The 12,376-nt window shown below is 38.7% G+C and carries 6 protein-coding genes; 2 read left to right on the top strand and 4 right to left on the bottom strand.

Annotation, left to right across the window (positions count from 1 at the left end; translation table 11 throughout):
* Positions 1–19: 19 nt before the first annotated feature.
* A complete protein-coding gene (obgE, locus tag AO058_RS01905) occupies positions 20–1,027 on the top strand; it encodes a GTPase ObgE (RefSeq protein ID WP_075324972.1) in 1,008 nt (335 codons plus the stop codon).
* 140 nt (positions 1,028–1,167) lie between these two features.
* Complete coding sequence (locus AO058_RS01900) at positions 1,168–1,689, top strand: DUF4136 domain-containing protein (RefSeq protein ID WP_075324971.1); 522 nt, start codon at positions 1,168–1,170, stop codon at positions 1,687–1,689.
* Positions 1,690–1,854: 165 nt separating this feature from the next.
* Here AO058_RS01900 and AO058_RS01895 read toward each other — a convergent pair whose 3' ends face one another.
* From AO058_RS01895 to AO058_RS01880, 4 genes are all read right to left on the bottom strand, one after another.
* The gene (locus AO058_RS01895; protein WP_075324881.1) at positions 1,855–3,387 is read right to left on the bottom strand and encodes an IS1182 family transposase; all 1,533 of its coding nucleotides are present in this window, start codon (positions 3,385–3,387) and stop codon (positions 1,855–1,857) included.
* 115 nt (positions 3,388–3,502) lie between these two features.
* A complete protein-coding gene (locus AO058_RS01890; protein WP_075324970.1) occupies positions 3,503–5,122 on the bottom strand; it encodes an OmpA family protein in 1,620 nt (539 codons plus the stop codon).
* A 12-nt stretch (positions 5,123–5,134) separates the two neighbouring features.
* On the bottom strand, positions 5,135–6,076 hold the full coding sequence (locus tag AO058_RS01885; RefSeq protein WP_075324969.1) for a PorP/SprF family type IX secretion system membrane protein: 942 nt from the start codon (positions 6,074–6,076) through the stop codon (positions 5,135–5,137).
* A gap of 26 nt (positions 6,077–6,102) precedes the next feature.
* The gene (locus AO058_RS01880) at positions 6,103–12,189 is read right to left on the bottom strand and encodes a gliding motility-associated C-terminal domain-containing protein (protein WP_075324968.1); all 6,087 of its coding nucleotides are present in this window, start codon (positions 12,187–12,189) and stop codon (positions 6,103–6,105) included.
* Positions 12,190–12,376: the final 187 nt, after the last annotated feature.

The raw sequence follows: 12,376 nt of genomic DNA, 5'->3' as shown, positions 1-12,376 counted from the left end.
TTGATTTAATTTTTAAACTATGACTGAAGGGAATTTTGTTGATTATGTAAAGATTCACGTAGCTTCCGGAAAAGGAGGTAGCGGATCTTCACACCTGCACCGCGAAAAATACGTAGCGAAAGGCGGACCCGATGGTGGTGATGGTGGCCGTGGTGGCCATGTGATTGTGAAGGGAAACAAAAACCTTTGGACGCTTTATCATTTAAAGTTTAAAAGGCATATTCGTGCCGAACATGGTAGCAATGGTAGTAAACAACGCAGTACTGGGGCAGAAGGAGCCGATGAGTACATTGAAGTGCCTTTAGGAACTGTAATTCGCGACACCGAAACCCAAAAAATTATTCACGAAATTACCGAAGACGGCAAAGAATATCTGGTTGCCGAAGGTGGTATGGGTGGCCGCGGAAACTGGCATTTTAAAAGTTCTACGAACCAAACGCCAAGATATTCACAACCGGGAATTGATGGTACGGAGGTAGATATTACGCTAGAGTTAAAAATTCTTGCCGATGTTGGATTGGTTGGATTTCCAAATGCAGGGAAATCTACTTTACTTTCTGTAATTACAGCAGCAAAACCTAAGATTGCCGATTACGAATTTACTACTTTAAAACCTAATTTGGGTATTGTAGAATATCGTGATTTTAAAACTTTTATAGTTGCTGATATTCCTGGGATTATTGAAGGTGCCGCGGAAGGAAAAGGAATTGGCCATAGATTTCTAAGGCATATAGAGCGTAATTCTACGCTCTTATTTTTAATTCCGGCAGATGCTCCCAATATTTCTGAACAATATGAAATTCTCTTAGATGAATTGCGAAGGTATAATCCAGAGATGTTGGATAAAGATCGCCTTATTGCAATTTCAAAAAGTGATATGCTGGATGCCGAATTAAAACTGGAGATGAAGCACGAATTAGATAAAAATTTAGGTGCGCCTTATTTGTTTATTTCTTCAGTAGCTCAACAGGGATTAACCGAGCTAAAGGACAGGTTATGGGAAATGCTAAATAAAGAGACTTCATAAATTATAAGGTTGAAACACGCAGATATATCTTGGATTTGTGTTAATCTTTAGATCTTCTGAACGGTTTTTGATTAAATTTAAGCAGCGTGGATTAATTTCAACGCTGCATTTTTTTGTAAAAAAGTCAAAAATTGATTCTTATGAAATTTATAAAGTTACTATTTGTTTGTGCCTTTGTTTCATCCTGTAATACGCCGAAGGCAGTTTACGATTATGATGACACGGTAAGTTTTAACAATTACAAAACCTATCAGCTTTTCCCCGATTTTCAGTCCGGTCTTTCGCAATTGGACGAGACCAGGTTAATTAGCAGCTTAACAAACAAGATGGATGAAGCGGGTTTTTCTACTTCTGAAGAACCTGGCATATATGTAAATGCTTATTCCCGGGAATTTATGGACCGGAACCGAAGCAGTATTGGCGTTGGTATTGGTGGAGGTGGCAGAAGCGGGGGAGTAGGAGTTTCGGGAGGAATTCCTATAGAAAATAATACTATGATTCTAGAAGTTACTATAGACTTTATAGATGTAACCGAAGATTCTTTAATTTGGCAGGCTGTTGTAGAATCTAAATTCAATGCAAATGCTTCTCCAGAGCAACGCAGGTTGATGTTTGATAAGATAGTGGAAAAGGCTTTAGAAGGTTATCCTCCTAAAGATTAAGTATTATTTATTAAAACAATTTCCTGAATTTTGATCAATAAAAAGAGGCCGTCTAAAAAGTATTTAGATGGCCCTTTTTCTTTATAAATGTTTTGTAAGAGGAAGCGATTCTTCTTTTTGTAAATCTTCTTTCTGATAAAAAAAAGGCAAAGCAGCGCCCCCTTGCTATGCGATACTGAATTTTCTTAAGTTGTGCGCCATAGCTATTAATCCTATCTCAGTAGTTACTTTATCCATTCCCCGCAACATAAACCGCTTAAAGCCCATATTTTGCTTGATATTTCCAAAGACGGCTTCAACATCCCAGCATCTTCTTTTGCGATGTGCTATTCCCTCTTCACTTAGCAGTAGGTTCCTGGCCTTTTCCTTGAGGCGAATCAGGTTGTGATTACGTTCGAGAGTCCTGTTCCCTTTGGCTTTATGACAGCTGCCTCGCAAAGGGCATCCCTTGCAGTTGGCGGCCTGATACCGATGGATTTGCTGCTTAAAACCGGTAGTGGTTTCACTCTCATAACTTCTTACCTTCTTCATCGCCTGGCCCATCGGACAATAATACGTATCGGTTTCTTTATTATAAAACAGATTGTCCGGATGAAATGGGTTTTCTCTGTGCTTTTTATCGCGTTGCTCTTTATGGAAGTAATTGTATTTCACATAGGCAGTAATTTCTTTTTCTTCTAAATCGGTATAATTCTCTTCACTGCCATAGCCGGCATCTGCGGTAAGGCTCTCAGGTGTTTGATCGTAGGAATCTATATGATCTTGCAGGTGGTCTTTTAAGGTAGTGGTATCGGCGGTGGTTTGAGCTAAAGTATAATTGGTAATGAATTGGTTGTTGGTGGAAGCCTGAAGGTTATACCCAGGTTTTAACTGCCCGTTCTGCATATAATCATCTTTCATCCGCATAAAAGTGGCATCGGGGTCGGTCTTGCTATAGCTGTTGCGTTTTCCCAGGATAGCTTCCTGCTCCTGGTATTTCTTCAGGTTCCCAGGCCAGTTCTTCCTGGCATAGTTGAGCTTTTGTTTTACTTTTTTATCGACCTCCTTATCTTTTAATGCGTCATTAATGGCATCAATGGTTTTGGCTACTTCATCCGGATCGATAGCCTCAAAATCAGGCTCATTAGGAAGCAATTGTTCCTGGTCATAAACCTTTTCCACATAAGACCATAGTTCCCGAAGCTGTTTCTTAATACGCTCTTTACTGTTCTTGATAGATTTACCCCATACAAAAGTAAAGCGATTGGCATTGGCCTCTATCTTAGTGCCATCCACAAAGAGTTCCTTTAAAGATAATACACCCTGGTCAGCCAGTAAAAGAACCACCTGGTTGAAAATATTTTTAAACTTCCCTTTTAAGCGTTTTCCTCTAAAATCATTGATGGTATTATGATCAGGTTTACTTTGACCACTGAGCCACATAAAATGAATGTTCTCCAGAAGAGCCTGTTCTATCTTACGAGAGGAATACATATTGCGCAGGTACGCATAGATGATCACCTTAAGAAGCATCCGAGGATGGTAACTGGAAGTACCACCTCCTTTGTAACTTCGCTCCAGGTCAGCGATGTCGATTTGATCAATAATCGTATTGACGATTCTAACGGGATGATTTACAGGAACCAAATCATCATAACTGGGAGGTAAAAGACTTAACTGCGACTGGTTATAGGTCTTAAATACAACTTTAGCTTTCATTACATGAAAATAATAAAAACCTCAAAATAATCCAACAAGAAAGGCTGCCTTTTCAGACAGCCTCTTTCACATTTGGTTGGTTAGTTAGTAGTTAACTACTAACTGTCGTCAGTATTTAATTCATAATAGTGAATTCACTACGACGGTTTTTAGCATACTGCTCGTTTGTACATCCTGTTGGTTCAGTACAATCGTTAAGCGGCATACTTTCTCCATAACCTTTAGAAGTTAATCTGCTGCGGGCTATGCCGTTTTCAACAAGATACTCTAAAGTAGAGGCTGCACGTCTTTCAGATAAGCCCATGTTGTATTTATCAGATCCTCTTGCATCAGCGTGAGAACCAATTTCAATTTTAAGCTCAGGATATTTATTCATAATATTTACCACCTTATCTAAAGTTGGTTTAGACTCAGCTTTTATAGTTGCTTTATCAAAATCGAAATAAATATTTCCAACATCTCTTAATTGCTGTCTTCCTGTTTCAAGGTTTGTTTCTCTATCATCATAATCAACTACAGGAGGAACATAATCTTCTCTGGTAAATACATAAAGGTTATCTGATCCTCTTCTGTTAGAAGCAAGATATCCTTTTTGATTTTCTTCATTTATAATGAATGCGAAATCGTCGTGACCACTGTTTACCGTGTTACCAAGATTTTGAACTTCAGCGAAATCTCCTTCAGCTCTAAAAACATCTAAGTTACCAAATCCCTGGTGACCATCTGAAGCGAAGTAAAGTACTCCCTCTTCACTAATGTAAGGAAATTGCTCACGGTGTGGCGTGTTAACTCCAGTACCAAGATTTTCTGGTTCACCGTAAGTACCATCTTCATTTACATCTACAACATAAATATCAAAAGAACCTTCAGTACCTGGCATATCGCTGGCAAAATAAAGTTTGCTACCATCTGCGCTTAAGCTTGGATGCTCAGTAGAGTATTCGTCACTTGTAAAAGGAAGAACTTCAATATTGTCCCATTCACCATCTACCATTTCTGCACGGAAGATTTTAATGTGTCCAACTCTTATTCCCTCTTGATTTTTCACTCTTTTCTCACTGTTACGATCAAAGTACATTACCTGACCATCTTCACTGAAAGTTGCTGAACTTTCGTGCTCATCGGTATTAATTTCATCAGAAAATAAAACGATGTCACTTAGTTCACCGTCTTCAGACATTTCAGCAGAATAAAGATCTAAGGTTGGTTTCTTGTTCCAGGGATAAACCGGACGTTCCTGATTTCTTGTGGAAGCAAAAGTAATTCGGTCTCCATAAAACGCAATACCAAAGTCAGCTGAAGCACTATTGTTCATAATTTGGTTCGTAGTATAAACGTGAGGAGCAATGGTGTCTAATTCACGCGAAAATTCCTCGTAGCTTATATCCTCACCGGTATAATCACTCATATTCTTATCGGCTTCTTCCTGTTCTCCAATAGCACGTAAAGAATGTGCAAATCGGAATTTGTACTCAGGTTCAGTGATATCTTCATGTCTAAGGAAAAGTGTGCGGTAAACTTCCGCAGCACTTTCCATTTGGTTTGTGTAGAAATAAGCATCTCCAAGGTTTTGTAGCACCTCCTGATTTTTATCTACAACTTTTTCATAAGCTTCTGCAGCATCAATGTAGGCTCTTTGAGCAAACAATTTATCTGCTTTCTTTATTTCGGCGTTTTGTCCAAAAGCGGCAAGGCCTATAAAAAGAATAAAAAGGGTACTATATAAATTTTTCATATTATTCGTTTTTTAGAAGAATCTAGGTGATTTGTCATATCCTTTGGTAAGGCCAAATAGGTCAAGATCAAACAACAACATTACCTCGTGAGTTCCACCTAAATTGTAATTAGCGAATTCTGAAGTAAAGTGATCGTAAGCATACCCTACACGTAGTGAAGGAGTGATCTTGAAGTTTACAAGTCCTGTGATGGTTTCATTAAACCTGTAACCAACACCGGCTTCTAACCTATCGTATAACAAAACGTTTGCAGTAACGTCTACTGCCAACGGCGCACCTTGAACACCTCTTGCCATAAAAGCAGGCTTCAATTTAAGATCTGGGTTTAGTTGAAAAACATATCCACCGGTTAAATAGTAGTGAATTGCTTCTTCTCCTAAAGCTGCGATCTCCTGTTCGTTCTCAATGTATTTTGAAGTAAACACGTTAGGAGCAGAAGCACCTAAGTAGTAGTTATCTCCAAACCAAAAAGCACCAAGTCCAAATACCGGGAAAACTTCGTTTACATTTTCCAAAGCAGGATCTCCAGGATCGTTAGTGCGTAAACCTGAAAGGTTTGCGTCAAAAGTGGTAAGACCACCTTTAAGACCAAAAGAGATTTTGCTTTCTCCACCAGTTGGGATTACGTAAGCGAAATCGGCGGTAATATTGTTTTCTTTTACAATACCACCAATTTCATCATGAACTACGGTTAAACCAAGTTCTACTCTTTCACTAATTGGAGTGTGGGCAAAGAAGTTGGCGGTGCTTGGTGCACCGTCAACATTCTGCCATTGAGATCTGTATATACCCCCCAGGTTAAGCATACCAGGATCATCGGTAGCGTAGGCCGGGTTTATTACACTCATATTATACATATACTGAGTGAACAGCGGGTCTTGCTGAGCCATACCCTTTACTGAGAAAAGGATAACGACTGCGAATATTAAATATTTTGTGATTGTTTTTTTCATTTCTTTCTAATGTTTATCCTTTTATATTATCTGTTCAAGTATACTTTACCCTGACGAGGCTCTGTGCTTCCGTCGTTAAAGTCTACCACATAGAAATATACACCTACTGGTAATACATCGTCTCCAAGACTACCAGATTGGTTAGAAGTTCCATCCCAGGTAGGAGTAGAGGCATTGCCTTTGTAAACTGCATTACCCCATCTGTTAAAGATTGTAATATTGAAGTTTGGATATTCTCTTTCAATATTTTCAATCACGAACCTGTCGTTTCTACCATCTCCATTTGGCGTAATCGCTTCAGGGAATAGTAAAGCACAATCTTCCAGAGTAACTGTAACAGCTAATCTTTCTGAACTTTCGCATCCATTATCTGAAATAAGTGTTGCGTAGTAAGTGATACCATCAGTTAAGGTAGCATTGTTGCTTAATGCAGTCATACTATCTGCTGAATCATACCAGGTTACTTCTCCGCTTTCATTGATCTCGGCTGAAAGGTCTGCAATTGTTGGATTGTCAAACTCACATAGTTCGTAATTGGAACTAATAGTAGGAGCAGGAGAATCTACAATATTAACAGTAAGTACTGCTGCCTCAGATTCGCATCCTTCATCTGATGATTGAGTTACATAGTAATCTCCATCTACCAACAGGTCTTCTTCGCTAACCATCATAGTTAGGTCTGCATCAGAATACCAGGTTAGGTTAGTTCCATCTGCCTCAAGTCTTGCCGCAGTTTCACCATCTATTGCACAGAATGCAATCGCTTCACCAGTTGTTGGAGCGTCAGGAGCTTCACCAAGAGTAATAGTGATTGTAGACATATCGTCTCCACCACAATCAGCATCTTCCCCGGCAGTAACTGTATAGATAACTTCATATGTTCCAACTTCAAAAGCTGAAGGATCCATAATTCCGTCTGCTATAACTTCACCTTCTAAAGTGAATTCGCCATCAGTATCCGCATCTGCAGAAATCAATGAGAAAAGATCTTGTTGACCGTCATTACTGCAAACTGTTACATTCATATCTTCACCCGCATTAGCACCTTGTTGTACTTCAATGGTGAAAGTTGTGCTATCTTCTCCTTCTACACATGCAGTTGTTGAGTCAACCACATAGGTGATTTCATAACTACCAGCCTCGTTCATAGTTGGACTAAAAATTCCGTTTTCGTAACCTTCGAAATACCCATTTTCATTCGCTTCGTCTGAGATAAGGGAATATAAATCTATATCTTCTTCAGTAGAACAAATGGTTAAGTCTTCAATTTCTCCAGCATTGGCTTCTTCAAGAGCATATACTACTACTGAAAGTTCAACTGAATCCGAACACTCTCCTTCACCAACACTAAAAGTAGTTGTGAACGTGTCGATAGGGTTTTCAAGGAATGAAGTTCTTATTTCTGCAATAGAAGGTTCAAAAGTGCCATCCTCCGAGTAATTACTTCCAAGTAAATTGCGGAAATAATTTCTAACGTCAAGAACAGATGGTTCTGGATCAATTTCGTTTATACAAAGTTCAATCGTTCTGTCCTGGCCTAGACTAACACCCTGGATTAATTCAATTTCAAAGGTTGTTGAGTCTTCTCCTTCAACACAGTCTAAATTTTCATCCACTGTATAAGTTACTGTGTAATTTCCGGCTTCAAATGTAGAAGGTGCAAAAATTCCATTTTCTATTATTTCACCTTCAATAGTAAACATACCTCCCATAGTGCCGGTAATTTCATTGTTGAGATCTATATTTTCATCTGTTGTACAGAATGTATAATCATCGAATTCTCCTGCATTTGCTTCTTCAATCTCGTTGATAGTAATTGAAATTTGAGCACTGTCTTCACAGTTTTCATTAGCAACGGTATATGTTGCAACAAAGGGTTGAGAGAAATCTCCGTTATTGTAGTAAGCGAAAAGCTCTTCTACATTTGCATCAAATTCTCCCCTCAAATCAACATCTTCCTCTTGATTTTCAAGTAAAGTGATTAAGAAGTTTTGAGCTTCCCCAGGATTCGCGATAAGCTCTTCGATTTCGCTTTCGCAATACGATAGTGCTAAGTCGCTTCCTGCATTCGGACCTTCAAAAATACTAATCGTAAAGGAGGTAGAAGCTTCACCCTCTACACAAGCAGTATCTTCATTAATTGTATAAGTAACATCATAATCACCTTCTTCCATTATTGTAGGATTAAATATTCCTCCTTCAATAACTTCTCCGTCTATTGTAAAGAAACCTCCTTCAATGCCGTCAGTTTGACCTGCTGATAATTGGATTTCATCATCTGTAGTACAAATTTCAATGTCACTAAACTCTCCCGCATCAGCTTGCTGTAGAGGAGTAACCTCTGCCGTTAGCATGACTGAAACAATTCCACAATCGCCAGTGTCTACGGTATATTCGGTTTCGAATATTCCAAGGCCGTTTTGGTTTTCAAACTGTGTCAAAATTTCTGCTGGGCTTGGATCAAAATTTCCACCTGAATCAAGACTTGTGTTGTTAGCAACTAGATTTGTAAAGAATGATCTAATTTGCACCTCGGTAGGGTTATCCTGAACTTCATCTTCACATAAGATGACAGAAACTGGATTTAACGCTTCTAAATCTTCAGATACAATAATATCGAAGCTTGTAGAATCAGAAGTTCCTTCTATCACACAATCTGCAGAATCATTAACATTATAAGTTATAGTGTATGTTCCCGCGCCGATAGATGGATCAAAATTACCATCTTCATTAAGGACTCCTTCCTCTGCTGTGAAAGTTCCACCTGTGTTAGCATTTTCGTCTAAAATGGAATCATCTAAAATAATTATTCCTGTATTAAAACAGTTTAGAGTGATATTATCAATTTCACCCGCTTCAGCAGCTTGCAGTTCTTGTACTTCAATATTAATATCTAAGGAAGTAACTCCACATTCTTCAGTTTCTAGAGTATAAGTGGTTTCAAAAACACCAATCCCATCTGCAGCAATATACTGTTGACGGATCTCGGCTGGAGTAGGATTAAAATCTCCATCCAAATCTAAATCTGAATTTTGAGCTACCTGGGCTAATAAGAATTCTCTTATTCCGGGAGCAGAAGGATCATCTTCTACTTCGTTTTCACATAAAGTAATATTAATAGGTTCAATATTTTGAACTCCGCTTTCAATTGTAATATCAAAAGTTACAGAATCAGAAGTCCCTTCTATGACACAATCAGCAGAATCATCTACGAAGTACGTAATAGTATAAGTTCCCGGTCCAATCTCTGACGTATTGAATTGGTTGTTTTCAACACCCTCACCGGTAAACGTACCACCTGAATTAGCATTTTCATCTAGGTTTGTCAGCTCAGTTAAGTCAATCATATCTTCTGCCTCACAGGCTATGGTGATATCATCAAACTCACCTGCTTCAGCCGCTTGTAATTCTTGTACTTCAATATTTATATCTACAGTAGTATCTCCACATTCCTCAGTTGCTACTGTATAGGTGGTTTCAAAAATACCAATCCCGTCTGTGGCAATAAACTGTTGACGAATCTCGGCCGGAGTAGGATTAAATGTTCCATCATCCTCATTTAAATTAGTTCTGGCTCTTACCAGATTTCTTAAATAAGCATTAACTTCAAATGTACTTGGATCATCTTGCACTTCATCCTCGCATAAGGATACATTAATAGGTGCAATATTCTCAACTTCACTTTCAACGGTTATGTCGAAGGTAGTAGAACTGGAAGTTCCTGCTATAACGCAGTCAGCTGACTCGTCTACCGAGTAAGTAATAGCATAAGTGTCAGCCTCAAGTCCTGAAGCATCAAATTGATTGTTCTCAACACCTACTCCAGAGAAAGTGCCGCCTGTAGAAGCATCTGGATCTAAATTTTCTAGAGTGGTAAGATCAATTGTTTGCTCACTGTCACAGAAAATAGTAACATCATTAAAGGATCCAGCGTTTGCTTCCTGGTCCTCTTGAATTGTCAATGCAATCTCTATAGAAGACTGGCAATCTTCATCACCATAAGTATAAACTGTATTAAAAGTTTCTTCATCCGTTGGATTGTTTAAATATGCTGAGATATCTCCAATTACACTCTGTAAACCAGGTGTGAATTCCCCATCTGAAGGAATGTCATCCCCTTGCTCTTCGAGTAGTTCATTGAATAAAGCAATAGCCTGAACAGGGTTGGCTAACAATTCTTCTGCTTCTGAAACACATAGAGTTCTGCTTACTTCACTAGAGGAAGCTTCTTCAACTATTATGTCGAAAGTCACGGAATCAGAAGTTCCTGCTACAACACAGAATCCCGAATCATCCACGTTATAAGTAATCGGGTAAGTTCCCGGTCCAACCTCTGATGGATTAAATTGGTTGTTTTCAACCCCTTCACCAGTGAATGTTCCATCTAAATTAGCCTCTTCATCTAAATTCTCTAAATTACTTAAATCCACACTTTCTGGAGCATCACATGCTATAGTTATATTATCAAAATCTCCAGCATTGGCTGGTAATAATTCTGAAATTTCAATATCTATATCTACAGTGGCTTCCCCGCAATCTGTTGCTACGGTGTATGTAGTAGTTAAATTACCAAGACCATTTTGATCTTCAAACTGTTGTCTTATCTCTGCCGGTGAGGGGTTAAAAGTACCCGCTTCCTCATCTAGGGTAGTTCTGGAGCTTATGAGATTTCTTAAATATGCGTTGACTTCAAAAGTACTAGGATTAGGATCAACTTCATCTTCACATAGGTTAACAAGAATTGGTTCAGATTCCTGCGGTTCTCCTGTTAAAGTAATAGTAAATTCAGTAAAATCCTCTCCTTCTACACATTCAATTGAATCATCTACAGTATAAGTAATAGTGTATTCGCCAGCTGCACTGGAAGTGTCAAACTGGTTGTTTTCAACCCCTTCACCCGAGAAGGTTCCGCCTTCGGTGTAATTGGGATCGTTATTGCTTAATTGTGTAAGATCATAGAATGTCTCAGCTTCACAATCTAAGGTTATAGGATCAAATGTTCCCGCGTTGGCTGTTTCAGTGTCCAAAACAGTTACTGAAGCTGTTATCGCTTCACATTCACCATCTATTGTGTATGTAGTAGTGAAAGTGTCGATAGGATTAGTTTCGTATTGAGCAACCAAGTCCGCTGGAATAGGATCGAAAGTTCCGGCTCCTGGATTTCCAATTAGATTTAAGAAAAATCCTTCAAAATCATCAGCATCTGGATTTTCCATTATATCATCAACACAAACTTCTGCATTAACTGTATTGATGATTTCTGGCTCTTCCAAAGTAACTTCAACAGGAGTTCTTTCTCCTGAAGGAGTCTCACAGGGAGGCGTTACACTTCCTCTTTCATTTACAACCTGAGCGGCGAAATAGGTTACACCATTAATTAGTTGTGTGCCTGCTGAAATCGGTGAGTTTGCGGTTTGTGACCGGTACCATCTAATGGCTTGAGTGTCATCATAAGTTCCTTCAGCAACAAGGTCTGCAACAGTAGCTTCTTCACAAAAGGTTTGTGTAGCTTCGGCATCTGGACCTTCAATTTCATTAGGATTGAAACCTACTGCAGTTCTTAGAGATGGGCAATCATTACCTGTAGAAACTTGTCCTACGAAATAACTCCCTCCTGGATTTAACACTCCGTTATATGGAGTTTCCCCGAATTCGGACTCGTATACTTCGATGACGTAATCCGTATCTGCTTCAAATAATGATGCTAAATCTTCAGAATCAAAATCTTCTGAAGCACAGGTGGTAAATTCGAATCCCTGGGTACGGCTTTCGGTAATTTGGTTTACTGGTCGTGGCGCACTAGTTACATTTACTTCTAAAGGCAATCTATTCTCGGGAGCACAATCTTCACCCCCAATATAATAAGTAGTTCCTTCTAGAAGCTCATCCCCAGGAATAGGCTGGTTGTCACCAACTTGATTCGTTTGAAATACCGGGTTACCGTCGGTATCTAAATCATCAATTGTTTCAAGATAACAGAAATCTTGAGTAGCAGGGAAATCCCCTGCTTCGGGGCAGTCTTCTTGCCCAAATGAAGGCAAGGTTCCAATTAACAATACAAAGGCGAAAAGGAACCAATTTGTTCCCTTCCTCCCAAAAGTAAAATTTTGCATAGGCTAGGTGTTAAAATTCAATTATTAGTATTAGGTTTAAATAATTTTAGCAGCACAAATATTAAAATAATTTTTAACATTGTGAGGTAAACTAAGCAGTACTTTAACAAATTTTACCATTTATTTTGGTTCTATATTTTTTTGTTAAACGTTACTTGATGCTTTAGGTCGAAATTCGCGATAAATT

The sequence above is a fragment of the Salegentibacter sp. T436 genome, assembly GCF_001932675.1.
In the GTDB taxonomy this organism is placed as follows: domain Bacteria; phylum Bacteroidota; class Bacteroidia; order Flavobacteriales; family Flavobacteriaceae; genus Salegentibacter; species Salegentibacter agarivorans.
The sequence above is the reverse complement of the archived record's forward strand: the minus strand, read 5'-3'. Positions and strand labels throughout refer to the sequence as shown.

What these genes read in the sequence shown, in the direction of transcription:
- obgE (WP_075324972.1), top strand. Translation starts at nt 20, where the DNA reads ATGACTGAAGGGAATTTTGTTGATTATGTAAAGATTCACGTAGCTTCC.
- AO058_RS01900 (WP_075324971.1), top strand. Translation starts at nt 1,168, where the DNA reads ATGAAATTTATAAAGTTACTATTTGTTTGTGCCTTTGTTTCATCCTGT.
- AO058_RS01895 (WP_075324881.1), bottom strand. Translation starts at nt 3,387, where the DNA reads ATGAAAGCTAAAGTTGTATTTAAGACCTATAACCAGTCGCAGTTAAGT.
- AO058_RS01890 (WP_075324970.1), bottom strand. Translation starts at nt 5,122, where the DNA reads ATGAAAAATTTATATAGTACCCTTTTTATTCTTTTTATAGGCCTTGCC.
- AO058_RS01885 (WP_075324969.1), bottom strand. Translation starts at nt 6,076, where the DNA reads ATGAAAAAAACAATCACAAAATATTTAATATTCGCAGTCGTTATCCTT.
- AO058_RS01880 (WP_075324968.1), bottom strand. Translation starts at nt 12,189, where the DNA reads ATGCAAAATTTTACTTTTGGGAGGAAGGGAACAAATTGGTTCCTTTTC.